This is a genomic window from Delftia sp. 11MD, assembly GCF_050907895.1.
Lineage (GTDB): Bacteria > Pseudomonadota > Gammaproteobacteria > Burkholderiales > Burkholderiaceae_C > Comamonas > Comamonas tsuruhatensis.
This window is the reverse complement of record NZ_CP194333.1, coordinates 5,262,080-5,288,141: the sequence shown is the minus strand read 5'-3', so window position 1 is coordinate 5,288,141 and position 26,062 is coordinate 5,262,080. Positions and strand designations below refer to the sequence as shown.

The 26,062-nt window shown below is 67.1% G+C and carries 29 protein-coding genes; 17 read left to right on the top strand and 12 right to left on the bottom strand.

Annotated features, from left to right (window positions below):
• A complete protein-coding gene (locus ACRSCF_RS24225) occupies positions 1–1,008 on the bottom strand; it encodes an AraC family transcriptional regulator (RefSeq protein ID WP_016449087.1) in 1,008 nt (335 codons plus the stop codon).
• 192 nt (positions 1,009–1,200) lie between these two features.
• On the opposite strand from ACRSCF_RS24225, the gene ACRSCF_RS24220 reads away from it, so the two are divergent.
• From ACRSCF_RS24220 to cutA, 8 genes are all read left to right on the top strand, one after another.
• Positions 1,201–1,992 (top strand): SDR family oxidoreductase, encoded by a 792-nt coding sequence (locus ACRSCF_RS24220; RefSeq protein WP_012203717.1) that lies wholly within the window; start codon positions 1,201–1,203, stop codon positions 1,990–1,992.
• A gap of 36 nt (positions 1,993–2,028) precedes the next feature.
• Positions 2,029–3,324 (top strand): styrene monooxygenase/indole monooxygenase family protein, encoded by a 1,296-nt coding sequence (locus tag ACRSCF_RS24215; RefSeq protein ID WP_244387252.1) that lies wholly within the window; start codon positions 2,029–2,031, stop codon positions 3,322–3,324.
• Between the two features lie 14 nt (positions 3,325–3,338).
• Positions 3,339–3,866 carry a flavin reductase family protein gene (locus tag ACRSCF_RS24210; protein ID WP_244387250.1) on the top strand — a complete coding sequence of 176 codons (528 nt, stop codon included), beginning with the start codon at positions 3,339–3,341 and terminating at the stop codon, positions 3,864–3,866.
• 59 nt (positions 3,867–3,925) lie between these two features.
• Positions 3,926–5,161, top strand: a complete 1,236-nt coding sequence (locus tag ACRSCF_RS24205) for a dienelactone hydrolase family protein (RefSeq protein WP_016449084.1) — start codon at positions 3,926–3,928, stop codon at positions 5,159–5,161.
• Between the two features lie 156 nt (positions 5,162–5,317).
• A complete protein-coding gene (locus tag ACRSCF_RS24200; RefSeq protein ID WP_034366065.1) occupies positions 5,318–5,863 on the top strand; it encodes a MarR family winged helix-turn-helix transcriptional regulator in 546 nt (181 codons plus the stop codon).
• Entirely contained in the window at positions 5,856–6,689 is an 834-nt protein-coding gene (locus ACRSCF_RS24195) for a class II aldolase/adducin family protein (RefSeq protein WP_264675423.1), read from the top strand. Before ACRSCF_RS24200 ends, ACRSCF_RS24195 begins: the two co-directional genes overlap by 8 nt.
• An 18-nt stretch (positions 6,690–6,707) precedes the next feature.
• Positions 6,708–7,733 carry a 2-dehydropantoate 2-reductase gene (locus tag ACRSCF_RS24190; RefSeq protein ID WP_244387249.1) on the top strand — a complete coding sequence of 342 codons (1,026 nt, stop codon included), beginning with the start codon at positions 6,708–6,710 and terminating at the stop codon, positions 7,731–7,733.
• A gap of 52 nt (positions 7,734–7,785) precedes the next feature.
• Positions 7,786–8,184: a divalent-cation tolerance protein CutA gene (gene cutA / locus ACRSCF_RS24185; RefSeq protein WP_034366069.1), complete on the top strand. Its 399-nt coding sequence runs from the start codon at positions 7,786–7,788 to the stop codon at positions 8,182–8,184.
• On the opposite strand, the gene ACRSCF_RS24180 is transcribed toward cutA, so the two are convergent.
• Positions 8,171–9,160, bottom strand: coding sequence for a Bug family tripartite tricarboxylate transporter substrate binding protein (locus ACRSCF_RS24180; RefSeq protein WP_096915397.1), 990 nt, complete (start codon positions 9,158–9,160; stop codon positions 8,171–8,173). The two genes, cutA and ACRSCF_RS24180, sit on opposite strands and share 14 nt — an antisense overlap.
• A 270-nt stretch (positions 9,161–9,430) precedes the next feature.
• The gene (gene ftsY / locus ACRSCF_RS24175; protein ID WP_016449076.1) at positions 9,431–10,651 is read right to left on the bottom strand and encodes a signal recognition particle-docking protein FtsY; all 1,221 of its coding nucleotides are present in this window, start codon (positions 10,649–10,651) and stop codon (positions 9,431–9,433) included.
• Positions 10,652–10,679: 28 nt separating this feature from the next.
• Here ftsY and ACRSCF_RS24170 point away from each other — a divergent pair, with 28 nt between their 5' ends.
• The 4 genes from ACRSCF_RS24170 (at position 10,680) to coaD (ending at position 14,881) form a co-directional block, all read left to right on the top strand.
• Entirely contained in the window at positions 10,680–12,158 is a 1,479-nt protein-coding gene (locus ACRSCF_RS24170; RefSeq protein ID WP_034366071.1) for a M16 family metallopeptidase, read from the top strand.
• 26 nt (positions 12,159–12,184) lie between these two features.
• Positions 12,185–13,546 (top strand): M16 family metallopeptidase, encoded by a 1,362-nt coding sequence (locus ACRSCF_RS24165; protein ID WP_034366109.1) that lies wholly within the window; start codon positions 12,185–12,187, stop codon positions 13,544–13,546.
• Positions 13,543–14,250 carry a 16S rRNA (guanine(966)-N(2))-methyltransferase RsmD gene (gene rsmD / locus ACRSCF_RS24160; protein ID WP_016449073.1) on the top strand — a complete coding sequence of 236 codons (708 nt, stop codon included), beginning with the start codon at positions 13,543–13,545 and terminating at the stop codon, positions 14,248–14,250. Before ACRSCF_RS24165 ends, rsmD begins: the two co-directional genes overlap by 4 nt.
• Positions 14,251–14,380: 130 nt before the next feature.
• Positions 14,381–14,881 (top strand): pantetheine-phosphate adenylyltransferase, encoded by a 501-nt coding sequence (gene coaD / locus ACRSCF_RS24155; RefSeq protein ID WP_016449072.1) that lies wholly within the window; start codon positions 14,381–14,383, stop codon positions 14,879–14,881.
• 53 nt (positions 14,882–14,934) lie between these two features.
• Here the strand turns inward: coaD and ACRSCF_RS24150 are convergent, their stop codons facing one another.
• The 5 genes from ACRSCF_RS24150 to ACRSCF_RS24130 form a co-directional block, all read right to left on the bottom strand.
• A complete protein-coding gene (locus ACRSCF_RS24150; RefSeq protein ID WP_016449071.1) occupies positions 14,935–16,053 on the bottom strand; it encodes a zinc-binding metallopeptidase family protein in 1,119 nt (372 codons plus the stop codon).
• Between the two features lie 165 nt (positions 16,054–16,218).
• A complete protein-coding gene (locus tag ACRSCF_RS24145) occupies positions 16,219–16,539 on the bottom strand; it encodes a BON domain-containing protein (protein ID WP_012203732.1) in 321 nt (106 codons plus the stop codon).
• Positions 16,540–16,609: 70 nt separating this feature from the next.
• Positions 16,610–16,999 carry a hypothetical protein gene (locus ACRSCF_RS24140; protein WP_016449070.1) on the bottom strand — a complete coding sequence of 130 codons (390 nt, stop codon included), beginning with the start codon at positions 16,997–16,999 and terminating at the stop codon, positions 16,610–16,612.
• Between the two features lie 111 nt (positions 17,000–17,110).
• The gene (locus ACRSCF_RS24135; RefSeq protein WP_013803930.1) at positions 17,111–17,272 is read right to left on the bottom strand and encodes a DUF1328 domain-containing protein; all 162 of its coding nucleotides are present in this window, start codon (positions 17,270–17,272) and stop codon (positions 17,111–17,113) included.
• Between the two features lie 244 nt (positions 17,273–17,516).
• Positions 17,517–18,866, bottom strand: a complete 1,350-nt coding sequence (locus ACRSCF_RS24130; protein ID WP_016449069.1) for a sensor histidine kinase — start codon at positions 18,864–18,866, stop codon at positions 17,517–17,519.
• Between the two features lie 143 nt (positions 18,867–19,009).
• Between ACRSCF_RS24130 and ACRSCF_RS24125 the strand changes: the two genes are divergently transcribed.
• Positions 19,010–19,642, top strand: a complete 633-nt coding sequence (locus tag ACRSCF_RS24125; RefSeq protein WP_012203736.1) for a response regulator — start codon at positions 19,010–19,012, stop codon at positions 19,640–19,642.
• An 89-nt stretch (positions 19,643–19,731) separates the two neighbouring features.
• On the opposite strand, the gene ACRSCF_RS24120 is transcribed toward ACRSCF_RS24125, so the two are convergent.
• The 4 genes from ACRSCF_RS24120 to gpmA form a co-directional block, all read right to left on the bottom strand.
• On the bottom strand, positions 19,732–20,130 hold the full coding sequence (locus tag ACRSCF_RS24120) for a response regulator (protein ID WP_013803928.1): 399 nt from the start codon (positions 20,128–20,130) through the stop codon (positions 19,732–19,734).
• Positions 20,131–20,249: 119 nt separating this feature from the next.
• Positions 20,250–21,002, bottom strand: a complete 753-nt coding sequence (locus ACRSCF_RS24115) for a HesA/MoeB/ThiF family protein (RefSeq protein ID WP_034366075.1) — start codon at positions 21,000–21,002, stop codon at positions 20,250–20,252.
• A 71-nt stretch (positions 21,003–21,073) separates the two neighbouring features.
• Positions 21,074–22,510 carry a S41 family peptidase gene (locus ACRSCF_RS24110; protein WP_016449067.1) on the bottom strand — a complete coding sequence of 479 codons (1,437 nt, stop codon included), beginning with the start codon at positions 22,508–22,510 and terminating at the stop codon, positions 21,074–21,076.
• A 121-nt stretch (positions 22,511–22,631) separates the two neighbouring features.
• Positions 22,632–23,375, bottom strand: a complete 744-nt coding sequence (gene gpmA / locus ACRSCF_RS24105; protein ID WP_034366077.1) for a 2,3-diphosphoglycerate-dependent phosphoglycerate mutase — start codon at positions 23,373–23,375, stop codon at positions 22,632–22,634.
• A gap of 98 nt (positions 23,376–23,473) precedes the next feature.
• On the opposite strand from gpmA, the gene ACRSCF_RS24100 reads away from it, so the two are divergent.
• The 4 genes from ACRSCF_RS24100 to ACRSCF_RS24085 all read left to right on the top strand — a co-directional run bounded on the left by ACRSCF_RS24100 (position 23,474) and on the right by ACRSCF_RS24085 (position 25,943).
• Positions 23,474–23,881, top strand: coding sequence for a rhodanese-like domain-containing protein (locus tag ACRSCF_RS24100; RefSeq protein WP_016449065.1), 408 nt, complete (start codon positions 23,474–23,476; stop codon positions 23,879–23,881).
• Between the two features lie 88 nt (positions 23,882–23,969).
• Entirely contained in the window at positions 23,970–24,227 is a 258-nt protein-coding gene (grxC, locus tag ACRSCF_RS24095; protein ID WP_016449064.1) for a glutaredoxin 3, read from the top strand.
• A gap of 129 nt (positions 24,228–24,356) precedes the next feature.
• Positions 24,357–24,812 carry a protein-export chaperone SecB gene (gene secB / locus ACRSCF_RS24090; protein ID WP_013803924.1) on the top strand — a complete coding sequence of 152 codons (456 nt, stop codon included), beginning with the start codon at positions 24,357–24,359 and terminating at the stop codon, positions 24,810–24,812.
• Positions 24,813–24,932: 120 nt separating this feature from the next.
• Positions 24,933–25,943: an NAD(P)H-dependent glycerol-3-phosphate dehydrogenase gene (locus tag ACRSCF_RS24085; RefSeq protein WP_016454153.1), complete on the top strand. Its 1,011-nt coding sequence runs from the start codon at positions 24,933–24,935 to the stop codon at positions 25,941–25,943.
• The last annotated feature ends 119 nt before the right edge of the window (positions 25,944–26,062 follow it).

Here is a 26,062-nt window from a genome sequence, read left to right as displayed (position 1 = left end):
TCAGGCCTGCACGCGGCGGCTCGCCGTCTCGGACGGGAGCTCGCCGAAGCGGCTGCGGTACTGGGCCGCGAAGTGGCCCAGGTGCAGGAAGCCGTATTTCTGCGCCACGTCGCGCACGCCGGAGCCGGCTGCGGCGCCCGGGCCCTTGGCTGCCTGGAGTTCGGCGCGCACCCGGTCCAGCCGCAGCTGGCGCAGGAAATCCATGGGCCCCATGCCTGCGTGCTGGCGGAAGGCGGCCTGCAGCGTGCGCGCGCTGCAGCCGGCCTCGCGGCAGACATCGGCCAGCGACAGGGGCTGGTCGGCATGGGCCTGCATGTACTCCTGGGCCTTGCGCACGCCGCGCGGCAGCAGGCTGCGCCGGCTGTCCCCGGCCAGTGCGCGGCTGTGGCTGTGCGTGGCCGACATCAGCAGGCTGGTCAGCAGGTATTCCTCCGCATGCCGGGCCAGTGCCTGCGTGGCCTGCAGGGCGTTGCCCGCATCCAGCGTGTGCCGCAGGCAGTCGATGAAATGCACCAGCGGTGCCAGCGCCGGCTGGTCCAGCGGCACGCCCAGATCGAACACCAGGGGCCGGCCTGCGGGCGCCTGCAGCAGCGCCTCCAGCCGCGCCACCAGGGCCGGGCGGGCCATGCGCACGATCAGGTGCGGGCTGTCGTCGGCCCAGCGCATGGACAGCGGCTCGGTCGGCGAGGGCAGGGAGGCCAGGCGCGGCGTGGCATCCACCTGCTGCGCGCCGCAGCGGATCTCGGCACTGCCGCGCAGGGGAATCTGCAACAGGAAGAAGTCCCGCAGGTAGCCGGGCTCGATGTGCACGCCGGGACCGTACTGCACATAGTTCAGGCTGACGTTGCGGGAAAGCGGCGCGCTGTGGTGGCAGGCATCCAGCTCGGCGCGCGGGCGCAGCATGCCCAGGCCATGCGGACAGAAGACGCGCGCCACGCTTTCGCGGGCCTCGTCCATGTCGTGGCTCTCGAAAAGCCGGTAGCGCTGCAGCGGCAGCGGTGTGTGCATGGCGTGTTCCATAGGCTGGGCAGAACGTAGCAAAAACCACCCGCTCCCACAATTCGGACCATTCCCCGGGAGCCGATTTCTGCGCGCCAGGGACAGTGCCTGCGCTTGCCGGATGCATGCGCGGCCCGGCCCCCCGTAACGTGTGCTGCACAGGCCAGCCCGGCCTGGCATCCACACGGGAGAACAAGCGTCATGTTCAAGGGACTCGAAGGCAAAAGCGCCATCGTCACCGGCGGCTCCACCCTGATAGGCGCCGGCGTGGTGCGTGCGCTGCACGCGGCCGGCGTGAAGGTGGTCATTGCCGACATCGATGCCGACAACGGCCAGGTGCTGGCCGATGCGCTGGGCGAGGGCGCGCTTTTCGTGCGCACCGACATCACCGACGACGCGCAGGTCGCCGCCTGCGTTCAGCAGGCATGCAGCCGGCACGGCGGCGTGCACATCCTGGTCAACCTGGCCTGCTCCTATGTGGATGAGGGCCTGCAGTCGCCGCGTGCCGACTGGCTGGCCTCGTTCAACGTGAACGTGGCCAGCGCCGTGGCCATGCTGCAGGCCGTGCACCCGCACATGGTGGCCGCCGGTGGCGGGGCCGTGGTGAATTTCACCAGCATCTCGTCTGAGGCCGCGCAGACGGGGCGCTGGCTCTACCCGGCCAGCAAGGCGGCCATGAAGCAGCTCACGCGCAGCATGGCCATGGACCTGGCGGCCGATGGCATCCGCGTCAACAGCGTCTGCCCGGGCTGGACCTGGTCGGCGGTGATGGACCGGCTCAGTGGCGGCGACCGCGCCAAGACCGACCGCGTGGCCGCGCCCTTTCACCTGCTGGGCCGCGTGGGCGATCCGCACGAGGTGGCGCAGGTGGTGCTGTTCCTGTGCTCGGACCATGCCAGCTTCGTGACCGGGGCCGACTACGCGGTGGACGGCGGCTACGGCGCCATGGGGCCCGAGCGGGCCGTGGCCGCCATTCCCCAATTGATGGACTAGTACGCAGTACGGACACGGAGCCGCAAGGAGACAGCCATGAAGAAAATCGCCATCGTCGGAGCCGGCCAGTCGGGCCTGCAACTGGGCCTGGGCCTGCTGGCCGCGGGCCATCAGGTCACGATACTGAGCAACCGCACGGCGCAGGACATCGCCCAGGGCCGGGTCATGTCCAGCCAGTGCATGTTCGACAGCGCGCTGCAGATAGAGCGCGGCCTGGGCCTGGACCACTGGTCGCGCGAATGCCCGGTGGTCGAGGGCATCGGCCTGTGCGTGCCGCACCCTGGGCAACACGGCGAGAAGGCAGCCGACAAGGCCATCGACTGGGCGGCGCGGCTGAACGCGGGCGCGCAGTCCGTGGACCAGCGCCTGAAGATCCCCGCATGGATGGACGATTTCCGCCGCCAGGGCGGCGAGCTGGTGCTCAAGGACGCGGGCATCGCCGAGCTGGAGGAATGCACGCGCAGCCATGACCTGACCCTGGTTGCCAGCGGCAAGGGCGAGATATCGAGGCTGTTCGAGCGCGATGCCCACCGCTCGCGCTTCGACCAGCCCCAGCGCGCGCTGGCGCTGACCTATGTGACGGGCATGAAGCCGCGCGAGCCGTTCTCCGCCGTGTCCTTCAACCTTGTGCCGGGCGTGGGCGAGTATTTCGTGTTCCCGGCGCTGACGACCACGGGCCCCTGCGAGATCATGGTGTTCGAAGGCGTGCCCGGCGGCCCCATGGACTGCTGGGGCGATGTGAAGACACCGGAGCAGCACCTGGAGCGCAGCCGCTGGATCCTCGACACCTTCGTGCCCTGGGAGGCCGAACGCTGCCGCGACATTGCGCTGACCGATGACAACGGCATCCTTGCGGGCCGCTTCGCCCCCACGGTGCGCAAGCCCGTGGCCACGCTGCCGTCGGGGCGCAAGGTGCTGGGCATGGGCGACGTGGTGGTGCTCAACGACCCCATCACGGGCCAGGGCTCCAACAACGCGGCCAAGTGCGCCGACACCTATCTGCGCAGCATCCTGGCGCGCGGCAATGGCGACGGAAATCGTGACGGAAATGGCGCATTCGACGCCGCCTGGATGCAGCAGACCTTCGACCGCTACTGGTTCGGCTATGCGCAATGGGTCACGCAGTGGACCAACATGCTGCTGGCGCCACCGCCACCCCATGTGCTCAAGCTGCTGGCCAGCGCGGGCACGCTGGCACCGCTGGCCAGCGCCTTTGCCAACGGCTTCGATGACCCGCGCACCTTCTTCCCCTGGTTCGCGGACGCGGGCGAGGCAGACCACTACATCGACAGCTGCGCGGCCATAGCCGCCATGGCAGCCGTCCCCGCCTAGCCGCAGAGGCCGCCATGAGCACATGCGAAACCCCGGCCCCCGCCACGGCCTGCTCCTTCGATCCGCGCGAGCTGCGCAAGGCCTTCGGCCAGTTCACCACGGGCGTGACCGTCATCACCACGCGCGCGCCGGACGGGCGGCGCGTGGGCATGACGGCCAACTCGTTCTCCTCGGTCTCGCTGGACCCGCCGCTGGTGCTGTGGAGCCTGGCGCGCCAGGCGCCCAGCGTCTGCGATTTCCAGGGCGCCAGCCACTTCGCCATCCACGTGCTGGCTGCGGGCCAGCACCTTCTGTCGCGGCGCTTTTCCACGCCGCAGCAAGACAAGTTCGTCGGCCTGGACTGCGCGGAAGGCCCGGCCGGCGTGCCCCTGATCGATGGCGTGCTGGCCCGCTTCGTCTGCCGCAACATCCGGCAATACGATGGCGGCGACCACCTCATCTTCATCGGCCAGGTCGAGCGCTGCGAACGCTTCGACGGCGAGCCCCTGGCCTTTCACGCGGGCTACTATCAGGTGACGGTGCGGCACCCCGAATGCGTATGACGGGTCATGAAAAAAGCGGCACCGCAGCTTTCCCCACCCTTTGAAACGGAGACAACCCCATGCAGCAGAAAGAACCCCCGGCCAGCCGCCATGTGCGCATCAACGCGCTGGACGGCAGCGGCAGCTTCAACGCCTACCTGGCCGTGCCGGCCTCGGGCAGCGGCCCCGGCCTGGTGCTGGCGCAGGAGATCTTCGGCGTCAACGCCACCATGCGCGAGGTGGCCGACTACTACGCCGAAGAAGGCTACGTGGTGCTGGTGCCCGACCTGTTCTGGCGCCAGCAGCCCGATGTGGAGCTGGGCTACACGCCGGCGGACTGGGAGCGCGCCTTCGGCTTCTACAAGGGATTCGACGAGGCCCTGGGCGTGCAGGACATCCAGGCCTGCCTGAACGCCTTGCGCCAGCGCCCCGAGGTCACGGACGGCAAGGCCGGCGTGCTGGGCTTTTGCCTGGGCGGCAAGCTGGCCTACCTGGCCGCCTGCCGCACCGATGCCGATGCGGTGGTCGGCTACTACGGCGTGGGCATCGAGGCGGCGCTGGACGAGGCCGAGCGCATCCGCTGCCCGCTCACCCTGCATGTGGCCGAGCTTGACGCCTTCTGCCCGCCCGAGGCGCGCCAGCGCATCGTCCAGGCGCTGGGCGGGCGTCCCGGCGTGGCCGTGCATGTCTATCCGGGCGTGGACCATGCCTTCGCGCGCAAGGGCGGCGACCATTTCCACCGGGCCTCGGCGCTGATGGCGCACGAGCGCAGCATTGCCACGCTCAAGTCCGCCATCGGCCCGCATTTCGACCTGGCCGCGCTGTGGGACAAGCACTGCGAGTACGAATTCGCCACGCGCAACGTGGACGACACCATGGCCACCATGGTGGCCGAGCCCTATGTGAACCACATCCCCACCATGACCGGCGGCGTGGGCTTCAGCAACCTGCACGCCTTCTATACGAACCACTTCGTCAACAGCAATCCGCCCGACACGTCGCTGACCCCGATTTCACGCACGGTGGGGGCCTCGCAGGTGGTGGACGAGATGCTGTTCTGCTTCACGCACACCACCGAGATTCCGTGGATGCTGCCCGGCGTGCGTCCCACGGGGCGGCGCGTGGAGATCCCGCTGCTGGCCGTGGTCAAGTTCCGGGGCGACAAGCTCTACCACGAGCACATCTACTGGGACCAGGCCAGCGTGCTGGTGCAGGTGGGCCTGCTGGACCCGGCGCTGCTGCCCGTGGCGGGCGTGGAGACGGCCCGCAAGCTGCTGGACGAGACCCTGCCTTCCAACGAACTGCTCAAGCGTTGAGCGCGGCGCGGGCGCACGGGTTTCACCCTGCGCCCGATGGCGGCCTGCAGGCCGCCAGGGCTCTCAGGGTTGCCACCAATGTTGATATGTCAACATTAGTGGATCATGCGGCCATCGCAATCGCAATCGCCGTCGCCGCCCGGTTCCCTCCGCCCAATGCCCTGCCCACGCACATCCACGATCCCTGCCGCCGATGCCGCCACCGGCCCTGCACCGGACACGCAGGTCTGCAGCCAGACGCTGGCACTGGAGGACTTCATCACCTTCCGCCTGGGCGCGCTGTCCAATGCGCTGCAGACCCAGGTGACGCGCCACTACATCGCGCCGGCATCGCCCGTGGGGCTGACCGAGTGGCGGCTCATGGGCCAGATCCAGCGCCATGGCGAGCTGCATGCCAGCGCGCTGTCGCGCCTGAGCCTGATGGACAAGGCCCAGATCAGCCGCGCGCTGCAGCCGCTGATCGACCGGGGCTGGGTGCTGCGCCGCGCCGATCCGCAGCACGCGCGGCGCCACCTGCTGCAGCTGAGCGAAGCTGGGCAGGCGCTCTTCGACGAGGTGCTGTCCCGCGCACGCCCCTACCAGGCGGCCCTGCTCAATGCCCTGACGGCCGATGAGCGCGCCATGCTGGACCGCATCCTGGACAAGCTGGGCCGTGCCTCCCAAGCGCTGGACCAGGGGCTGGACCAGGGGCTGGATGCCTGATTTACCCACAAGCCACTGCACAACCCACCTCAAGACCCACCTCAGAACCCACCCCACGAGCCACACCATGAATTGCTCCATGCACCCTGATGAGCGGGCCGCCCGCATCGAACTGGCCGCCTGCTACCGCGTCTTCGCCATGCTGGGCTGGGACGAGCTGATCTACAACCACATCACGGTGCGCCTGCCCGACAGCGTGACGGGCGGTGAAAAGCAGTTCCTGATCAACCCCTTCGGCCTGCACTACGAAGAGGTCACGGCCAGCAACCTGGTGCGCATCAATGTGCGCGGCGAGGTGCTGGACGGCTCGCGGCATCCGGTGAATCCGGCCGGCTTCGTCGTGCATGCGGCCATCCACGACGGACTGCCGGGCGCGCACTGCGTGATGCACACGCACACCACCTCGGGCATGGGCGTGGCCTGCCTGGAGCAGGGCCTGTCGCAAAGCAACTTCTACAGCGCCCAGCTGCACGGCATGGTGGCCTACCACGACTTCGAGGGCATCACCATCCATGCCGACGAAGGGCCGCGCCTGCTGGCCAGCATCGGCCACCGCAAGGCCGTGATCCTGCGCAACCATGGCCTGCTCAGCTGGGGCAGCGACCTGCCCCAGGCCTTCGTGGTGCTGTGGACGCTGCAGCGCGCCTGCGACGTGCAGATGGCCACCCTGTCCATGGGGGCGCCGCGCATGGTCTCCGACGCCATGGCGCGGCGCTGCAACGAGGACTCGCTGACCTTCAACGACAGCCACGGCGGTGCCCGCGATGTGTTCGACCACCTGGTGCGCCGCGTGAACCGGCGCGACAGCAGCTATCTCGATCTTTGAACCCGGAGCTTCCCGCGCATGACCATGGAACAGACAAGCATTTCATTCGACAAGGCCTGCATCTTCGGCGCCGGTGCCATCGGCGGCTGGATGGGCGCGGCCCTGGCCCGCGCCGGCTGCCAGCTCAGCGCCGTGGCGCGCGGCGCCGCGCTGCAGGCCCTGCGCACCCAGGGCCTGACCCTGGTGCACGGCGAGCAGCGCGAGCACTTCGCGCTGCGTGCCGAACAGGACCCGGCCGCCCTGGGCGTGCAGGACCTGGTCATCATCTCCGTCAAGGCGCCGGGCATGCCCGATGTGGCCGAGCGCATCGCCCCGCTGATCGGCCCGCAGACCGTGGTGCTCACGGCCATGAACGGCGTGCCCTGGTGGTTCCTGCACGGCGGTGTCGATGCCAGCGTGCGCGGCAGGCAGCTGAAAGCCGTGGACCCTGAAGGCCGCATTGCGCAAGCCATCCCGCTGGGCCAGGTGCTGGGTTCGGTGGTCCATGCCAGCTGCTCCAACGATGCGCCCGGCGTGGTGCGCCGGCACTTCGGCAACAGCCTGATCCTGGGCGAGCCCCTGGCCGACGGACCCGGCCAGCCGCCCACGCCGCGCCTGGCGGCACTGGCCCAACTGCTGCAGCGTGGCGGCATCGAGGCCAAGGTCTCCGACAACATCCAGCGCGACGCCTGGTACAAGCTCTGGGGCAACATGACCGTCAACCCCGTCAGCGCGCTGACGGGCGCCACCTCGGACCGCATCCTGGGCGACGACCTGGTGCGCGGCCTGATCACGCGCGTGATGCTGGAGGCCAAGGAGATCGGCGCGCGCATCGGCCTGCCCATCAACGAATCGCCCGAAGACCGCCATGCGGTCACGCTCAAGCTGGGCGCCTTCAAGACCTCCATGCTGCAGGACGTGGAAGCGGGCAAGCCCGTGGAACTCGATGCCCTGGTGGGCGCGGTGCGCGAAATGGGGCAGCTGTGCGGCGTGGACACCCCGTTCACCGATGCGCTGCTGGGCCTGGCGCGGCTGCAGGCGCGGCAAAAGGGGCTGATGGCCTGACGCCGCAAGGGCCAGTACCGGCCTGCAGCACGCAACCGTAGACTACGCCTCCATGACTTCCGCCAAGAACCCCGCCTCGCCCTGGTCCACGCTGTGCGTGGTGGCCACCACCGTCCCCAGTGCCGAGGAGGCCGCCCATCTGGCGCGCAGCCTGGTGCAGCAGCAGGCCGCGGCCTGCGTGCAGGTGGAGGCCATCACCTCGCACTACGTGTGGGACGGCGAGATGCACGCCACGCCCGAGTGGCGCCTGGTCTGCAAGACCCTGCCCGACGTGCTGGAGCGCCTGGCCCGGCTGCTGCGCGCCGGGCACAGCTACAGCGTGCCGCAGATCACCATGCGCACCGAGCGCTGCATGGCCGACTATGCGCAGTGGCTGCGCTCCCAGGTCTCGACCCGGGACGTGGCGGACACTGCAGAAAGGGCCGCCGCGCCCCGCATCACTGCGGCGTGACGTTGGCGGCCTTGATCACGGGCACCCAGGTCGCTGTCTCCTTGCGGATCAGCTCGCCGAAGGCGCTGCCCGTGACCACCCAGGGCTCGATCCCCTGCAGGTCCAGCTGCCTGACCACGGCCGGCGTGTTGAAGATCTCCTGAATATCCTTTTCCAGCTGCTTGAGCACGGCCGGTGGCGTCTTCTTTGGCGCCATCACGCCGTACCAGGACGAGATGGCAATGCCCGGTACGCCCGCCTGGGCCAGCGTGGGCACCTCGGGCAGGTACTTGCTGCGCGCCGGGTCGGTCACGGCCAGCGCGCGCAGCTTGCCCGACTGCACATGCGGCAGCAGCGCGGGCACATTGCCCACGATCATCGGCACCGTGCCGCCCAGCACATCGTTGAGGCCGGGCGCCGTGCCCTTGTAGGCCACGTGCAGGATGTCGGCACCGGTCTGCTGCTTGAACAGCTCGCCGGCCAGATGCAGGCTGGAGCCCACGCCGGGCGAGGCATAGCTGATGGTGGCCGGCCTGGCCTTGGACAGGGCCACCAGCTCCTGCACCGTTTTGGCGGGTACGCCAGGGTGCACGGCGATCACATTGGCCGCCTTGGCCAGCGAGGCCACGGGCGCAAAGTCCGCCTCCACGCTGTAGCCGGGCCTGGCCAGCAGCGTGGGATTGATGGTCAGGTTGCCCTGGGGCACGACCAGCAGCGTATGGCCGTCCGGCGCGGCACGCTTGACCATGTCGATGCCGATATTGCCGTTGGCCCCGGGCTTGTTCTCCACCACCGAGGTCTGCTTGTAGCGCTCGGCCAATCCCGTGGACAGCAGGCGGGCCAGCGCATCGACCGGGCCGCCGGGCGGAAAGGGCGCGACGATGGTGAAAGGCTTGGCAGCCAGCTGCTGCTGGGCGGCGGCATCCTGGGCCAGGGCGCTCTGGCATGCGGCTGCTGCCAGCAGGGCGGCAGCGCCGAGCAAGGTGGGGGCTTTCATGGGGAACTCCGGGGAACAAGGCAAGGCAGGTACAAGCAAAAGAAATGCCTGAGGGCTATCGATTGTTTCTTGTATAAAACAACGTTCTTCTTATAAATCAATGCAAAGCATAAAACCTGCGGCTTGATTCGAATCAAGGGAAAACCCTTGCCTGCATGCTTGCATGCCTGCGTGCCTGCGTGCCTGCGTGCCTGGGCCTTCGCTGCGCTCGCATGCCCATGAAAAAAGGAGCGCAGCGCGCTCCTTTGGGTGGTGGTGTGCCGGGTGGCCTCAGGACAGCAGCGCCTGCGCGAATTCCCTGGCGTTGAAGGTCTCCAGGTCCTCGACCTTTTCGCCCACGCCGATGAAGTACACGGGGATCGGCCGTTCCTGGGCAATGGCGGCCAGCACGCCGCCCTTGGCCGTGCCGTCGAGCTTGGTGACGATCAGGCCCGTGAGCTGCAGTGCATCGTCAAAGGCGCGCACCTGGGCCAGCGCGTTCTGGCCGGTGTTGCCGTCGATGACCAGCAGCACCTCGTGCGGTGCCGTGGCATCGGCCTTGGTGACCACGCGGCGGATCTTGCGCAGCTCTTCCATCAGGTGCAGCTGGGTGGGCAGGCGGCCCGCCGTGTCCACCAGCACCACATCCTTCTTGCGGGCGCGGCCGGCGGTGACGGCATCAAAGCTCACGGCTGCAGGATCACCGCCTTCCTGGCTGACGATCTCCACCGTGTTGCGGTTGGCCCAGACGCCGAGCTGCTCGCGCGCGGCGGCGCGGAAGGTGTCGGCGGCAGCCAGCAGCACGCTCTGGCCTTCGTCGGCCAGATGCTTGGTCAGCTTGCCGATGGAGGTGGTCTTGCCTGCGCCGTTGACGCCAGCGACCATGACCACGGTAGGCTGGTGCTCGCCGATGATCAGCGGCTTTTCCAGCGGGCGCAGCAGGTCGGCCAGTGCATCGGCCAGCAGCGCCTTGACGGCGGCGGGGTCGGTGGCCTTGGCTTCCTTGACGCGGCGGCGCAGGTCGGTGAGCAGGTGCTCGGTGGCCTTGACGCCGGTGTCGGCCATCAGCAGGGCGTCTTCCAGCTCTTCGTACAGCGCATCGTTGATCTGCGTGCCGGTGAAGACCGTGGCGATGCTGCTGCCGGTCTTGCGCAGTCCGGCCTTGAGGCGCTGCATCCAGTTCTGGCGGCTGGCGCCTTCGGCTTCGGGCTTGGCCGTGGGCTCGGGTGCGGCAATGAAGTCGGCAGGCGCGAGCGTGGAAGCAGCAGCAGTGGGTGCAGCGGGTGCGGCAGGCGGGGCGGCATCGCCCTTGCCGCCGCCGAAGGGCTTGCGCCACCAGGCGCTGCCGGTGTCGGCTGCGGCCGGTGGGGCAGGCGTGCCAGGGGGCAGGTCTGGGGCGCGGTCCTGCGGCGGGGTTGCGGGAATGCCGGCCTCTTCAGGCGCGGCGCTGCTGTCCGCCGGGGAAATCTCGGCGGAGGAGGGGGTGGGCTTTTTCTTGAAAAAACTGAACATCGGCAGGTTCTTAGAATCACAGCATTCTATGAAACATGCACTCACCCTCCTGGGCTTAATGGCCTGCATGGGCACCGGGGCTGCTTTGGCAGCCCCGGATGCATCCTCTTCCTCCCCTTCGTCACTGCTGCAGACGGTGGCCAGCCAGGCCGCAGGTGGCCAGCGGTCCGCCACAGCAGCGCAGCAATTCACCCTGAAGAACGGCATGCAGCTCATCGTGCAGCCCGACCGGCGCGCGCCCACGGCCGTGCACATGGTCTGGGTGCGCGTGGGCGCCATCGACGAGGTCGACGGCACCTCGGGCGTGGCCCACGCGCTCGAGCACATGATGTTCAAGGGCTCGCGCAAGGTGGCGCCCGGCGAGTTCTCGCGCCGGGTGGCGGCCCTGGGCGGCCAGGAGAACGCTTTCACCAGCCGCGACTACACGGGCTACTACCAGCAGATTCCGTCCAGCCGGCTGGAGGAAGTGATGAAGCTCGAATCCGACCGCTTCGCCAACAACCACTGGCCCGACAGCGAGTTCAAGAAGGAGATCGAGGTCATCAAGGAAGAGCGCCGCATGCGCACCGAGGACCAGCCGCGCGCCGTGCTCATGGAGCAACTGATGGCGGCGACCTTCATGGCCTCGCCCTACCACCGGCCCGTGATCGGCTGGATGAGCGATCTGGACGCCCTGACGCCCGGCGACGTGCGCGATTTCCACAGCCGCTGGTATGTGCCCGGCAATGCCACCGTCGTCATTGCCGGTGATGTGGACGTTGCCAAGGTCCGCGCCTGGGCAGAGAAGTACTACGGCAGCATTCCCGCACGCGCCGTGCCGGTGCGCAAGCCGCGCACCGAGCCTGCGCAGATCGGCATCCGCCGCATCGAGGTCAAGCAGCCGGCCGAGCAGGCCCTGGTGGCCCTGGCCTTCCGTGCGCCCTCGCTGACGCGCGTCAGCGATCTGCAGGCCGATGACCGCGATGCGCTGGCGCTGCTGGTGCTCTCGGCCGTGCTCGACGGCTATGACGGCGCCCGCCTGGAGCGGGCCCTGGTCCAGGGCGAAGGCCGCGTGGCCGACGGCGCGGGCAGCTCCATGTCGCTCATGAGCCGCGGCCCCGGCCTGTTCATGCTGACGGGCGTGCCCGCCACCGGCAAGACTGCGGCCGAGGTCGAGGCCGCGCTGCGCGCCGAAGTGGCCAAGGTCGCCAGGGAGGGCGTCGAGCCTGCCGAACTGGAGCGCGTGAAGACGCAATGGATGGCCTCCAATGTCTATGAGCGCGACTCGGTCATGGGCCAGGCCCAGAGCCTGGGCAATTACTGGATACAGGGCATGCCGCTGGATGCGGAAGACCAGTTGCTGGCCCAGCTTCGCACCATCACGCCCGATGACGTCAAGCGCGTGGCGGCCAAGTACTTTGGCGATGACCAGCTCACGGTGGGCACCCTGGTGCCGCAGCCCCTGCCTGAAGGCGGCAAGCCCCGCCGCACCGACGCGGGTGCCGGCATTGGCGGACCCCTGCATTGATGCCCCCGAAGCACGCTGGAGTGAAGATGAAGAACATGAAAAAGATGGTGGCCAGCTCCGTGCTGGCAAGCGTGGGCCTGGGCTTTGGCGCCACGTCCGCATGGGCCTTGCTGCCCATCCAGCACTGGACCCAGCCCAGCGGGGCGCAGGTCTGGCTGGTGGACAGCCCGGGCATTCCCATGGTCGATGTGCAGATGGATTTCGACGCCGGCAGCCGGCGCGATCCCGCCAATCAGGTCGGCCTGGCCAGCGCCGTGGCGCTGATGGCGTCCAAGGGCGTCACGGCCCAGGGCAGCGCGCCTGCTCTCGATGAAAACGGCCTGGGCCAGGCCTGGGCCGATCTGGGTGCCAGCTTTGGCGCCCAGGCGGGCCGCGACAGCTTCAGCTACGGGCTGCGCTCCCTGACCGAGCCTGCGCTGCTGCAGCGCGCCGTGGCCCTGGCCGCGCGCCAGATCGCCAGCCCCAGCTGGCCGCAGGATGTGTGGCTGCGCGAGCGCGAGCGCTGGACTGCGGCCATCAAGGAATCGGACACGCGCCCCGGAACGGTGGCCGGCAAGGCCCTGAGCCAGGGCGTGTTCGGCACCCACCCCTACGGTGCGCGTGCCACGGCCGAGAGCCTGTCGCGCATCGACCTGTCGGACATGCAGTCCTTCCACCGCCGGCTGATCGCCGCCTGCCGTGCCAAGGTCAGCATCGTCGGCGCCGTCAGCCGCGAGCAGGCCGACCAGCTGGTGCAGCAATTGCTGGCTCCGCTGCAGGCGGCCCAGGGCCAGGACGCCAGTGCCTGCGCTCCGCTGCCCGACCTGCCCAAGGTGCAGGCGCTCAAGGCGCCGGTCAACGAGAACATCCCCTTCGCCTCGGCCCAGGCGCAGGTGCTGATCGCCCAGCCCGGCATTGCACGCAACAGCCCGGACTTCATGGCCGTGCTCGTGGGCAACCACATCCTGGGCGGCGGCGGCTTCACCTCGCGGCTGACCGAGGAAGTGCGCGAAAAGCGCGGCCTGAGCTACAGCGTCTACAGCGACTTCTCGCCAGGCCTGGACGCGGGGGCCTTCACGATCGCCCTGCAGACACGCCCCGACCAGGCGGCCGAGGCCTTGAAGGTGTCGCAGGACACGCTGCGCCGCTTTGTCGCCGACGGCCCGACCGAGAAGGAGCTCAAGGCCGCCAAGGACAATCTGATCGGCGGCTTTGCGCTGCGCATCGACAGCAACCGCAAGCTGCTGGGCAATGTGGCCAACATCGCGTGGAACGGCCTGCCGCTGGACTATCTGGAGCACTGGACCGAGCGCGTGCAGGCGCTGACCGTGCGTGATGTGCGCGAGGCCATGCAGCGCATGCTGCAGCCCGATCGCATGGTGACCGTCGTTGTGGGAGGCAAGCAATGAGCCGCAACAGCATCAAACTGCATACCCCTGCCGGCAAGCGCTGGCTGGAAAAGGCCACGGCCGAGGCCGCGGCGCCCAAGGCGCCTGCCGCAGCGCCGGCCGCAAAGGCAAAGGCGGGCAAGCCGGCACCCTCGGGTGCGGGCGAGGTCCGCATCATCGGCGGCCAGTGGCGCCGCACGCGTCTGCCCGTGGCGCAGCGCCCGGGCCTGCGCCCCACGCCGGACCGCGTGCGCGAGACCCTGTTCAACTGGCTGGGCCAGGACCTGACGGGCTGGCACTGCCTGGACGCCTTCGCGGGCACGGGTGCGCTGGGCTTCGAGGCCGCATCGCGCGGCGCGACCAGCGTGCTGATGAACGAGCAGGACGCCGCCCTGGTGCTGCAGCTGCAGCGCCTGCGCGAGCGCCTGGACGCCCAGTCCGTGCGCGTGCTGCGCGGCGATGGCATCGGCTGCCTGCGCCAGGTGGCGCCGGGCACGCTGGACCTGGTGCTGATCGATCCGCCGTTCGACCATGCCGAGCTGTTCGAGCCTGCGCTGAAGGCCGCTGCGCTGGCCGTCTCCGCCCAGGGCTATGTCTATCTGGAGGCGCCCCAGGCCTGGACCGAGGAGCAACTGGCCGAGGCTGGCGGCCTGCAGCTGTTCCGCCATCTCAAGGCGGGTGCCGTCCACGCCCATCTGCTGCGCAAGGCCGCGCAGGACGAGTAGGCTGGCGCCGCAGCCGTGTTCCAGCGCAGGAATGCGGCTGTCGCGCAGCCGACGGGCCATGCTGCAGTGCAATGCATAATGCGCCATCCGTGCCGGACCAGGGCACGCGCAGCCAAGGAAAGTGAACGCCATGAGCCACGACGTGATTGCCGTCTATCCCGGAACTTTCGATCCGATCACGCTGGGTCATGAAGACGTGGTGCGCCGCGCGACCCAGCTGTTCAGCCACGTCATCGTCGCCGTGGCGGCGGGCCACCACAAGAAGACCATGTTCAATCTCGAGGAGCGCATGGAGATGGTGCGCGAGGCCGTGTCCATCTATCCCCATGTCCAGGTCGAGAGCTTTCATGGCCTGCTGCGCGACTTCGTGGTCGAGCGCGGCGGCAAGGCCATGGTGCGCGGCCTGCGTGCGGTCACCGACTTCGACTACGAGTTTCAGCTTGCCGGCATGAACCGCACGCTGATGCCCGAGGTGGAAACCGTCTTCCTCACGCCCAGCGACCGCTACCAGTTCATCAGCAGCACCTTCGTGCGCGAGATCGCCACGCTGGATGGCGAGATCGACAAGTTCGTCTCGCCCAACGTGCGCACGCGACTGCTTGAGAAGGTGCAGGCCAATCGCGCTCCTTGAGAGAGGGAGGCCGGCCAGGCGCCTTGGCCCGCCCCCATGACGAGTTCACGATATCAGGCGCTCTGCGTGGCGGCACTTGCATTCACGGCCGCATGCACGAATTCCAGCTTGCGCCGCGCGCCCATTGAAAGAGCGAACGGATAGGCATCCCCGTGGCCCAGGCTGCGGTTGAGGCTGTTGGTCAGCAGCGTCAGCGGCACCCACTGGTCCAGCATGGTGCCGAAGTCTGGCCGGGCAGGGACCGCGAACGGGTCCTGCACGCACAGCGCGGCCGGCGTTCCCATGCCCGCCGCCGTGCCTGCGCCTCCTGGCAAGGTGATGCAGGTGCCATAGCTGGCCGCAGTCTCCAGCAGATCCACCATGTGCAGGTAATGGGCCCAGCTTTCGGCCCAGTCTTCCCACGGGTGGGAGGTGGCATAGGCGCTGACGAAGTTGTCGCGCCACTGCCCATCCAGCGGGCTGCGTGCGTAGTAGTTCTGCAGGGCCTGGGCATAGTCCTGGCGCTCGTCGCCGAACAGGCGGCGGAATTCCTCGATACGGCCCGCGCCCACCACCAGCCTGTCCCAGAAGAAGTGGCCGGACTCATGGCGCAGATGGCCCACCAGCGTCCGGTAGGGCTCATGCAGCGCCTGGCGGCGCCGGGCACGCTCGGCATCGTCGGCCTCCACCACGTTCAGCGTGATGGTGCCGTTGGCATGGCCGGTCATCACCGGCGCCTGCCCGGGCAGGTCGGCCAGCAGTTCGAAGCGCGGCCCGTCCTCTCCAGGCCTGGGGCCCAGGCCCAGGCGGGCCAGCGTATAGAACAGCTGGCGCTTGGCCGCCTCGATCTTGGTCCAGCGCAAGGCATTGGCCGGGTCTGACAGATCGGGCAGCCAGCGTGTCTGGCGGCAGGATTCGCACAGCGCGTGGGGGTCGTCGGCGGGCAGGGCGAAGTTGCACTGGCCCACAGGTCCCCGGTGGCTGCACATCTTGTAGAGGCGGCCTGGCGGCTTGCCTGCGCCCAGGGAGGACAGGCTCTCCCACAGCGCGCTGTCCCGCGCGCCGGAAACCGGTCGCAGGCAAGCCACATGCAGTCGCTCTGGCAGGAAGGCCAGGGTGGCGCCGCAGTGCACGCATTGAACGCTGTCGAAGAAAACCGGGTGGCCGCAGGCATCGCAGTTGAAAACTCGCATGTCGGTCACTTTACGCCGTATGCCCTGGCGTCATGAAAAATGATTCCCATGTCGCCCTGGCGCTGCAAGGTCAGATTCCCCCAAGGGTGGTTTTCACCGGGGTGGCCCTGCAATGAAAAAAGGCCGGATGACACCGGCCTTTCGATGGCCCCATGGGGGCCTGCATCAGGGGCGAACCACGATGCTGTTGCGCACTTCGCGCACGTTCTTGGTGGTGCGTGCGATCTCGGCAGCGCGGGCCTTTTCCGACTCCGACTTGGCAAAGCCCGACAGTTGCACCGTGCCGTTCAGGGTCTCGACGCTGATGGAGGTGGCCGAGACGCTCTTGTCCTCTGCCATCTTGGCCTTCACGGCAGTGGTGATGCCGGCGTCATCCACATACGAACCCACGGTCTGCTGGTCGCGGGCCACTGAGCAGGCGGTGGTGCCGAGCACGGTGGCGCCGGCGACGAGAGCGAAAGCGATGGCACGGGTGTACTTTTGCATGGTCAGTTCTTTCTTGGACAAGAAATGGAGGGAAACGGTAGTCGAGGGAACTCGGGGGCTGGGCTGCAGCTCACTTGCGCGAGCGGGAACTCATGAAGAACGCGGTGGCCAGGGCTGCGCCCGTGGCTGCTGCCAGCAGCATGGAGCGGCCAGGCTGCTCGATGACGTAGCGCGTGGTGGCTTCCGTGGCAGATTGCAGCTGGCGGCGGGCGCGGTCGGAGCTGTCGGCGCAGAAGTTGATTCCGCGCGTGGCCAGTTCCTGGGCACGTGCCGCGAGGTCGTCGATAACGGGATTCAGTTCACGCTCGATGGACTTCACGCCTTCCTCGGCCTTGTCCAGAGCATTTGCTGCAGTGCGGCGCGTGGTGTTGACGGCTTCCTTGGCAGTGTCTGCTACGTCCTGGGCAACGTCCTTGGCGGTATCGGCGGCTTTGTTCACGGCTTTCTCGGCTTGGCTCATTGGTTCTATCTCCTCAAAACTTGCATGAATGGGAAAGGCGGTCGGGCTGCCGGGCTGGCTGCCCGCCGGAGGCGGGCTTGGGCTGGCAGGTGGCTGAAGGCGGCGCCGCCGCTACTTCTTGATCAGGCTCATCACAAAGGTGACTACAGCCATGATCACGAAAATATAGAACAGGATCTTGGCGATGCCTACAGCACCTGCCGCAATTCCGCCAAAGCCGAAGATGGCGGCGACGAGAGCGATCACGAAAAACACGATGGCGTAGTGCAGCATGTAGAACTCCTTGGTTGTTCGTTGCCAAGAAACGGCATCTGGCTGTCAGGAGCCGAGTGCTGTTCCCATGCGATTGACTGTACCGAGCCGCCCGAGGCCGGATTGACGGTGCCCGGCGTGGCATGGCGTCAGGGTTAGGCAGGGGGTGGGTGTAGGAAAAGCGCCGGCCCGCAGTGCCCATCAAGAAAAACCCCTGCCAGGGCGGTGCCGGGCAGGGGTTGTGCGTGCAGGCGATGCGTCGTGGTCAGGCGGATGCCGGGCTCAGCGGAATGACGGCGGAGATGGCCGTGCCCTTGCCCAGTTCGGAGGAGACGGTCAGCCGCCCGCCTGCCGCCTCCACGCGATGGCGCATGCCGGCCAGCCCGTGGGAGTTGGGGCGCATGGCCGAGGTCTCGAAGCCCTCGCCATCGTCCTGGATCTGCACCGTCACATAGGTCGGGTAGTTGTGCACGGAGACCAGTACGTGGCTGGCCTTGGCGTACTTGCCGATATTGGTCAGCGACTCCTGCACGATGCGGTAGACCGTGAGCTGGGTCGACTCCGGCAGCTCCACCTGTTCCAGGTTCGCTGTGACCTCGATGCCGCTGCGTTCGCCGAATTCGCGTGCCAGGATTTCCAGCGCCGTGGTCAGGCCCAGGTTGGACAGTGACGAAGGACGCAGGTCCTCGATGATGCGGCGCTTGAGGGCAATGCCGCTGTTGAGCGTCTCCACCAGATGGCTGACGCGCTCTCCCACGTCGGGGGCGCTGAGGTCGATCTTGGATTTGAGCCGGGCCACATCGAGCTTGGCCGCCGTCAGCAGCGAGCCCAGTTCATCGTGCAGCTCGCGCGCCAGGTGGCCGCGCTCATCCTCGCGCACCTGCTGCAAGTGGTTGGCCAGCTCCGTCAGCGTGGCCGTGCGTTCGCGCACCAGGGCTTCAAGGCGGTTGCGCTCGTCACGCTGGATTTCCTGCTCGCGCTGATGGGCCTGCTGCAGCGCGTGGGCCTGGCGCAGGTACATGAAAAAGCCCAGCACGCCCAGCGCGGTCACCGTGGCAATGCCTATGCGCGACAGCGACAGCGTGTGCTCGATATCCTGCAGGTTCTTGGCCGAGCGCTCGTCTATGCCTGACAGCAGCTTGCCGGTGTAGTCCCGGATGGCGTCCATGTTCTCCATGCCCACGTCCGTGAACATGACGAAGCGCCAGGCTTCCTCGTTGCCCTGGCGGTACAGGCGCAGGCTCAACTCCATCTCGCTCATCTTGCGCTCGACCTGGCGGGCCAGCGGCGTGAAGATGGCCAGTTCCTGGGGGTCGTAGATGAAGATCTGGCGCAACTCGTCCATGTTGTAGTTGATGGCCGTGATCGCCTTGCTGTAGGGCTCCAGGTAGCGCTCCTCCCCCGTGAGCAGGTAGCCGCGCAGGCCGGTCTCTGCATCGAGCATCAACCGCAGCAGTTGGCTGATTTCCGAGCGGGTCGCCTGGGTCTGGGTCATGGCCTCCAGCGCCTTGGTCGAGCGCTTGTAGCTGGCCTCGTTAATGCTGACAAGCAGCACGGCCGCAACGATGGCAAATGCCAGGCTGATCGCAATTCTTCGGAAATTTATCCAACGCATAAGCATCCTCTCACCTACAAGATCTTCGCCGATATTCTGCATAATTCGTGTTATCGGCAGCCGGAGCAGTTCCTGCCCCGGCCGTTACCATATATTGTTTGCACGACCGGCGTTCCTGCTGGTCCCCCGAAAAAGAGGTATTCATGATCAGAATCGGCATTGTGGACGACCATGCAATTGTGCGCTCGGGTCTGCGTCAGTTTCTCTCGGAACATGTGGACCTGCGTGTAGTCGGTGAGGCCGCCAATGGCCGGGAGGCCATCGACCTGGTCCGAGCCCACGAGATCGACGTGCTGCTGATGGACCTGTCCATGCCCGGGCAAAGCGGCATCGATGCGCTGGCCATGCTGCGGGCCAAGGCCCCGGACATGGGCATCCTGATCCTGAGCGGATATCCCGAGGAGCACTACGCGATCAACCTGATCCGGCAGGGCGCCAGCGGCTACCTGAACAAGGAATGCGATCCCCAGGAGATTGCCGAGGCCATCCGCACCGTGGCCCTGGGCCGCCGCTACCTGACGCCGGCCGTGGCCGACCTGCTGGCCCAGCAGCTCAACCGCAAGGATGACGCGCCAGCGCATGAACAGCTGTCCGAGCGTGAGTTCCAGGTCTTCCTCAAACTCGCGCGCGGCGAAACGGCAGGTGATATTGCGAAATCGCTCTCGCTGAGCGTGAAGACGGTCAGTACCTATCGCACGCGGCTTATGGAGAAAATGGGATTGTCATCCAACAGCGATCTCACGTATTACGCGCTGAAAAACCGGCTGATCGACTGATTTCCAGTCAATAGAAAATACGGGCTGCACGATTATCAAGTCGTGCAGCCTTTTTCTTTGATGGAGAGTAAAAATGCCGTGTTTTGGGTTCAGGCTGTTTTGAGTTGATTGAGCGATGCGGCGTCGATATTCATGCAATAGTCCATGAGTGCATCGATCTCATTGGACTTGTCGAAGACCGCATCCACGCCGAGCTGGGCGCAGCGGCTGCGGATGTCAGGGGTGGCGTAGTTGCTGAGCACCACGATCTTCTGGTGCGGCTGGCGCTCGCGGCAGGCGGTGAGCACACCCAGGCCGCTGCCCTGGCGCAGGAACAGGTCGACGATGGCCAGATCCCATGCATCGGGGTTCTGCTGAAGCCAGTCCGTCCCCGCGCTTTCCGTCTCGGCGATGCCCACGGCCTCGACATCGGCGAGTTCCTCGAGCGTGGCGATCAGGTTCTCGCGGATCGTAGGGTTGTCTTCAACAAGATAGGTGCGCAATTTCACGGCTGTATCCAATAGGGACGCGGATGGCAATCGGAGTCCGGCGGAACCCGGCCTTCATTGTCCTGCGCGACAGCGGGCGATTGTGCCAGTGGGGGATCGGCCTGGAAGTCAGCCGATTCCTACGCCTTGTTGCCGCAAACGGGACAGTCCGGCACACGGGTGGTTTGCATGCTACTCCAATCGAGGCTGCGGCTGTCGAACATGGTCAGGCGGTTTGTTGCAGGCGTGCCAAAACCCGCGATCAGCTTGAGGGCTTCGGCCGCCTGCAGCGTGCCCATGACGCCGACCACGGGGGCGAAGACGCCCATGGTCGAGCACTGCACTTCCTCGAACTGCGCCTCCGGCGGGAATACGCAGGCATAGCAGGCGCAGTTCTCGTCGCGTGGGTCCATCACCATGAGCTGGCCGTCCAGGCGGATGGCCGCCCCCGCCACCAGGGGCACCTTGTGCCGCACGCAGGCCGCGTTGATCATGTGGCGCGTGCGGTAGTTGTCCGTGCAGTCCAGCACCACCGTGGCTTGGGGCACGAGCTCGTCGAGCAGGGCATCGTCTGCGCGCTGCTGGCGGCAATCAATGCGGATGCCGGGGTTGATGGCATGCACGGCCGTGCGTATGGAGTGCACCTTGGGCTGGCCCACGCGATCGGTGGTGTGGGCAATCTGGCGCTGCAGGTTGGTCATGTCCACGGCATCGTCGTCCACCAGGGTGATGCGGCCGATGCCGGCCGAGCCCAGGTACAGCGAGGCAGGCGCGCCCAGGCCGCCTGCGCCGATGATGAGCACATGCGCTGCCAGGATGCGCTCCTGGCCTTCGATGCCGATCTCGTCCAGCAGGATGTGGCGCGAGTAGCGCAGCAGTTGATCGTCGTTCATTCGCGTCTCCAGACGTGAAAAAGCCGGGCGCGGGCCCGGCTTGGTGGGAGCGCGGACCCGGTCCGCGCTCTTCAGTTTTCCTTCTTTTCGGGCTCGCGCTCGGTCAGGGTCTTGCTGACCATGACGGGCTGGCCCTTGAGGCGGTTGAGCGCCTGCTGCAGCTGGAAGTCCTTTTCGGTGCCGAACTCGGGCAGGCGACGCTCGGCCAGGGGCTTCTTGGCCTCTTCCTCCAGGCGCTTGCGGGCTTCCTCGCGGGCCTTCTCGCGCACTTCGTCCTTGACTTCGGCGCCCTGTCCGCTGGACAGGTGCTTTTCCAGGTCGGCCTCGCGCATGCGCAGGGCAGCGAACAGATCGCCTTCAGGGGTCTCGTCCACCATCACGTCAGGAACGATGCCCTTGGCCTGGATGGATTTGCCGCTGGGCGTGTAGTAGCGGGCCGTGGTCAGCTTCAGGCCCGTGTCGGGACCCAGCGGGCGAACGGTCTGCACCGAGCCCTTGCCGAAGGTCTGGCTGCCCATGATGACCGCACGCTTGTGGTCCTGCAGGGCGCCGGCCACGATTTCGCTGGCCGATGCCGAGCCTTCGTTGACCAGCACCACCAGCGGCAGCTTCTTGAGCGAGGCGGGCAGGCGCTGCAGCGGGTCTCCCATGCCGCGGCGGGCATAGAAGCTGGGCGAGGCCTTGTAGGTTTCCTTGCTCTCGGCCAGCTGGCCGTTGGTGGACACCACGGTCACATCGGGCGGCAGGAAGGCTGCCGAGATGGCGACGGCCGCGTCCAGCAGGCCGCCCGGGTCGTTGCGCAGGTCCAGAACCAGGCCCTTCATGTTGGGTTCCTGCTTGTACAGCTCTTCGACCTTGCGCACGAAGTCGTCCACCGTGCGTTCCTGGAACTGGCTCAGACGAATCCAGCCGTAGCCGGGCTCGATGACCTTGCCCTTGACGGATTGCGTCTTGATTTCCTCGCGCGTGATGGTCACGGGGAAGCTGCGGCTTTCATCCTTGCGCAGGATGGTCAGCTGCACCTTGGTGTTGGGCTCGCCGCGCATGCGCTTGACGGCGTCGTTGAGCGACAGGCCCTTGACGGCCGTGTCGTCGATCTTGGTGATCAGGTCGCCGGTCTTGAGGCCGGCGCGGAAGGCGGGGGAGCCTTCGATGGGCGAGACAACCTTGATCAGGCCGTCTTCCTGCGTGATCTCGATGCCCACGCCGACGAAACGGCCCGAGGTGCCTTCGCGGAATTCCTTGTAGGACTTCTTGTCGAAGTACTGCGAATGCGGATCGAGGCTGGACACCATACCGGAGATGGCATCGGTGATCAGCTTCTTGTCATCGACCGACTCGACATAGTCGGTCTTGATCAGGCCGAAGACGGCGGACAGCTGCTGGATTTCCTCCAGCGGCAGCGGGGTCATGGCACCGCGGGCCACGGTCTGCAAGGAAACCGTGGTCAGTGCTCCGGCGATTACGCCTACGGAAACCCAGCCGGCAATTTTGATTTTCTGGCCCATATCACCCCTTTAACCGCGTCAATATACACCCGCTTGGAAAGGCAAGCGCCCGCGTGGTTCCCTAAAAACGGCGCAGCAAGCGCAATTTCCGTAGCAGGCGCTCACCTCAGGCGGGTCAGGCTCAAGCCTTGCCCTGTGCGGCCACGGCGGCAGCCGCCTTGGCGGCAGCCTCGGCATCGCCCAGGTAGTAGTGGCGAATGGGCTTGAGATTGGCATCCAGCTCGTAGACCAGCGGAATGCCGTTGGGCACGTTGACGCCGACGATGGCGTCATCCGAGATGCCGTCCAGGTACTTGATCAGCGCGCGGATGGAGTTGCCATGCGCGGCAACCACGACGCGCTTGCCGGACAGGATGGCGGGCGCGATGGACTCGTTCCAGAACGGCAGCACGCGCGCGACCGTGTCCTTCAGGCATTCGGTCAGCGGCACCTGGCTGGGGTCCAGCTGGGCGTAGCGTACGTCGCTGCGCTCGCTGCGCGGGTCCTGGGGCTCCAGGGCCGGCGGGGGCGTGTCGTAGCTGCGGCGCCAGACCAGCACCTGGGCGTCGCCGTATTGCTTGGCCATGTCGGCCTTGTTCAGTCCCTGCAGGCCGCCGTAGTGGCGCTCGTTCAGGCGCCAGCTGTGCTGCACGGGCAGCCAGGTGCGGTCCATTTCGTCCAGCGTGTGCCACAGCGTGCGCGTGGCGCGCTTGAGCACGCTGGTGAAGGCCAGGTCGAAGTCGTAGCCTTCGGCCTTGAGCAGGCGGCCGGCGTTCTTGGCCTGTTCGACGCCGGTGGCGGTCAGGTCCACATCGGTCCAGCCGGTGAAGCGGTTTTCGAGGTTCCAGGTGGATTCACCGTGGCGGATCAGCACGAGCTTGTACATGGCGGCTTTCTAAGTCTCTCGATGCGACAAAGCTGGGCTGTCGCGGGGGCAAAAGCCAGCATTCTAGAATTGACAGGTTTGCCAACCCAAGGAATGACGTGAAATTCATCATCGATAACTGGTATTTGATCCTGATCGCGCTGGCTTCCGGCGTGATGCTGCTGCTGCCCCTGGTGCGCGGCGCAGGCGGCGGCTCGCTGACGGCGGCGCAGGCCGTGCAACTGATCAACCGCCAAAAGGCCGTGGTCATCGATGTCTCCGAGCCCGAGGAGTACGCGGCCGCCCATGCCAATGGCGCCAAGAATGTGCCGCTGGGCCAGTTCGAGGAAAAGCTGCCTGCCACCGTGAAGAACAAGGCCCTGCCGCTGGTGCTGATCTGCACCAAGGGCAACCGCGCCTCGCGTGCCGAAGGCATTGCGAAGAAGCTGGGCTACGAAAAGGCCCAGGCCCTGGCCGGTGGCCTGAAGGCCTGGCGTGATGCCGGCATGCCGGTTGAAAAGGCCTGAAGCGCCTCCAGTTGATCACGATGGAAGCCGCTGCGCCGCGTCCCCGGCGCCTGCAGCCGGCAAGCCGCCCACTCGAAGAAAGTCGCATATGCAAGCCGTGAAGATGTACACCACCGCTGTCTGCCCCTATTGCATCCGGGCCAAGCAGATCCTCAAGTCCAAGGGCGTGGAGCAGATCGAAGAGATCCGCATCGATACCGACCCTGCCGCGCGTGACGTGATGATGCAGAGCACGGGCCGCCGTACGGTGCCCCAGATCTTCATCGGCGACCACCATGTGGGCGGCTGCGACGACCTGATGGCGCTGGACGCCGACGGTGGCCTGGTGCCCATGCTGCAAAGCTGAAACACGGGCACTGCATAATGCAGGCCCAGGTGCCCGCTGCGCAACCTATTGGCAGCGGGCATTTTGTTGGTGATTTTTTTGATGCCCTGGCCGCCGTGCCAGGGTTTTTTGCCCAGAAAGACTGATTCCATGGCCGAACAGGACACTCCCGTCTTCCAGATCCAGCGCGTCTACCTCAAGGACCTGTCGCTGGAGCAGCCCAATTCGCCCGCCATCCTGCTGGAGCAGGAGCAGCCCAGCGTGGACATCCAGCTCGGCGTCGAGGCGACTCCCGTGGCCGAAGGCATCTACGAAGTGGCCGTGACGGCCACCGTGCAGACCAAGATCCAGGACAAGACCGTGTTCCTGGTCGAGGCCAAGCAGGCCGGCATCTTCGAGATCCGCAACGTGCCCGAAGACCAGATGGGTGGCGTGATCGGCATTGCCTGCCCCCAGATCATCTATCCCTACCTGCGCGGCAACGTGGCCGACGTGGTCACCCGCGCCGGCTTCCCGCCCGTGCACCTGGCCGAGATCAACTTCCAGGCCATGTACGAGCAGCAGCAGGCAGCCGCCCAGGCGGACGGCAACTCGCTGCCGCAGTAAGCCGGTCCCATCCCGGCCGATGAGACTTGCGCCCAGGCGCGTCGCATCGCTGTGGTACAAGAAAAGAGGCCCGAGGGCCTCTTTTTTTCATCAACGTCGCTTCTTCAACGTCGGGCAGATATGAACATTGTGGTGATTGGTGCAGGCGCCTGGGGCACGGCGCTGGCAATGAGCGCGGCCTCGCGCGATGACGGACGTGTCGTGACGCTGTGGGCGCGCGACGCTGCCCAGGCGCAGGCCATGCGGGACAGCGGCGAGAACGCGCGCTACCTGCCGGGCGTGGCGCTGCCTGCCGCGCTGCAGGTGGTGCATGGCGAGATCGACGGCCATCTGGCTGCGGCAGACCTGATCGTGATCGGCACGCCCATGGCGGCCTTGCGCGAATGGCTGGGCCGCCTGCGCAATGTGCGGGCGCCCGTGGTGTGGCTGTGCAAGGGCTTCGAGGCCGTGCCCGCAGGCGCGTCGGCCGCCGCCCATGGACTGATGGCGCACGAGGTCTGCGCCGAGGTGGCGCCCGATCTGCTGTGCGGTGTGCTCAGCGGCCCCAGCTTTGCGGCCGAGGTGGCGCGCCACCAGCCCACGGCCCTGGTGGCGGCCAGCCGGCATGCCGAGGTCAATGACGCCCTGGTCGCGGCCTTCCATGGCGATGCCATGCGCGTCTACGCCAACGCCGACATCGTGGGCGTGGAAGTGGGCGGCGCCGTGAAGAACGTGCTGGCCATTGCCACCGGCCTGTGCGACGGCCTGCAGCTGGGCCTGAACGCCCGCGCCGCGCTGATCACGCGCGGCCTGGCCGAGATGACGCGATTGGGCCTGGCCCTGGGCGCGCGGGTGGAGACCTTCATGGGCCTGTCCGGCCTGGGCGATCTGGTGCTGACGGCCACGGGCGATCTGTCGCGCAATCGCAAGGTGGGCCTGCTGCTGGCCCAGGGCCGCACGCTGGAGCAGGCCGTGGCCTCGCTGGGCCATGTGGCCGAGGGCGTGTACAGCGCGCGCACCGTGCTGGCGCGCGCGCGGCTGCTGAACGTGGAGATGCCGATCACCGAAACCGTGGTCGAGCTGCTGGACGGCCGGCTGCAGGCGGCCGAGGCCGTGCAGCACTTGATGGCGCGCGATCCGCGCGGCGAGTGATTCTTCGGTGTCCATGAAAAATGGCCCACACGCTCCCCTTGCTGCGCAAGGTCCACTGCCCCCCGAGGGGGCCGCTTTTCATCTTGGGGCGGCCCGGCGATGAAAAAGCCCCGGAGCTG

Excerpts from the sequence above, each read along its gene's own strand:
- ftsY (WP_016449076.1), bottom strand. The coding sequence starts at position 10,651 with ATGTTCAGTTTTTTCAAGAAAAAGCCCACCCCCTCCTCCGCCGAGATT.
- ACRSCF_RS24205 (WP_016449084.1), top strand. The coding sequence starts at position 3,926 with ATGCAGCAGAAAGAACCCCCGGCCAGCCGCCATGTGCGCATCAACGCG.
- secB (WP_013803924.1), top strand. The coding sequence starts at position 24,357 with ATGGCCGAACAGGACACTCCCGTCTTCCAGATCCAGCGCGTCTACCTC.
- ACRSCF_RS24145 (WP_012203732.1), bottom strand. The coding sequence starts at position 16,539 with ATGCAAAAGTACACCCGTGCCATCGCTTTCGCTCTCGTCGCCGGCGCC.
- ACRSCF_RS24225 (WP_016449087.1), bottom strand. The coding sequence starts at position 1,008 with ATGCACACACCGCTGCCGCTGCAGCGCTACCGGCTTTTCGAGAGCCAC.
- ACRSCF_RS24165 (WP_034366109.1), top strand. The coding sequence starts at position 12,185 with ATGAAGAACATGAAAAAGATGGTGGCCAGCTCCGTGCTGGCAAGCGTG.
- ACRSCF_RS24125 (WP_012203736.1), top strand. The coding sequence starts at position 19,010 with ATGATCAGAATCGGCATTGTGGACGACCATGCAATTGTGCGCTCGGGT.
- ACRSCF_RS24150 (WP_016449071.1), bottom strand. The coding sequence starts at position 16,053 with ATGCGAGTTTTCAACTGCGATGCCTGCGGCCACCCGGTTTTCTTCGAC.
- ACRSCF_RS24195 (WP_264675423.1), top strand. The coding sequence starts at position 5,856 with ATGCCTGATTTACCCACAAGCCACTGCACAACCCACCTCAAGACCCAC.
- cutA (WP_034366069.1), top strand. The coding sequence starts at position 7,786 with ATGACTTCCGCCAAGAACCCCGCCTCGCCCTGGTCCACGCTGTGCGTG.
- coaD (WP_016449072.1), top strand. The coding sequence starts at position 14,381 with ATGAGCCACGACGTGATTGCCGTCTATCCCGGAACTTTCGATCCGATC.
- ACRSCF_RS24085 (WP_016454153.1), top strand. The coding sequence starts at position 24,933 with ATGAACATTGTGGTGATTGGTGCAGGCGCCTGGGGCACGGCGCTGGCA.
- ACRSCF_RS24180 (WP_096915397.1), bottom strand. The coding sequence starts at position 9,160 with ATGAAAGCCCCCACCTTGCTCGGCGCTGCCGCCCTGCTGGCAGCAGCC.
- ACRSCF_RS24170 (WP_034366071.1), top strand. The coding sequence starts at position 10,680 with ATGAAACATGCACTCACCCTCCTGGGCTTAATGGCCTGCATGGGCACC.
- ACRSCF_RS24115 (WP_034366075.1), bottom strand. The coding sequence starts at position 21,002 with ATGAACGACGATCAACTGCTGCGCTACTCGCGCCACATCCTGCTGGAC.
- ACRSCF_RS24210 (WP_244387250.1), top strand. The coding sequence starts at position 3,339 with ATGAGCACATGCGAAACCCCGGCCCCCGCCACGGCCTGCTCCTTCGAT.
- ACRSCF_RS24130 (WP_016449069.1), bottom strand. The coding sequence starts at position 18,866 with ATGCGTTGGATAAATTTCCGAAGAATTGCGATCAGCCTGGCATTTGCC.
- rsmD (WP_016449073.1), top strand. The coding sequence starts at position 13,543 with ATGAGCCGCAACAGCATCAAACTGCATACCCCTGCCGGCAAGCGCTGG.
- ACRSCF_RS24200 (WP_034366065.1), top strand. The coding sequence starts at position 5,318 with ATGCCCTGCCCACGCACATCCACGATCCCTGCCGCCGATGCCGCCACC.
- ACRSCF_RS24140 (WP_016449070.1), bottom strand. The coding sequence starts at position 16,999 with ATGAGCCAAGCCGAGAAAGCCGTGAACAAAGCCGCCGATACCGCCAAG.
- ACRSCF_RS24215 (WP_244387252.1), top strand. The coding sequence starts at position 2,029 with ATGAAGAAAATCGCCATCGTCGGAGCCGGCCAGTCGGGCCTGCAACTG.
- gpmA (WP_034366077.1), bottom strand. The coding sequence starts at position 23,375 with ATGTACAAGCTCGTGCTGATCCGCCACGGTGAATCCACCTGGAACCTC.
- ACRSCF_RS24110 (WP_016449067.1), bottom strand. The coding sequence starts at position 22,510 with ATGGGCCAGAAAATCAAAATTGCCGGCTGGGTTTCCGTAGGCGTAATC.
- ACRSCF_RS24135 (WP_013803930.1), bottom strand. The coding sequence starts at position 17,272 with ATGCTGCACTACGCCATCGTGTTTTTCGTGATCGCTCTCGTCGCCGCC.
- ACRSCF_RS24220 (WP_012203717.1), top strand. The coding sequence starts at position 1,201 with ATGTTCAAGGGACTCGAAGGCAAAAGCGCCATCGTCACCGGCGGCTCC.
- ACRSCF_RS24190 (WP_244387249.1), top strand. The coding sequence starts at position 6,708 with ATGACCATGGAACAGACAAGCATTTCATTCGACAAGGCCTGCATCTTC.
- grxC (WP_016449064.1), top strand. The coding sequence starts at position 23,970 with ATGCAAGCCGTGAAGATGTACACCACCGCTGTCTGCCCCTATTGCATC.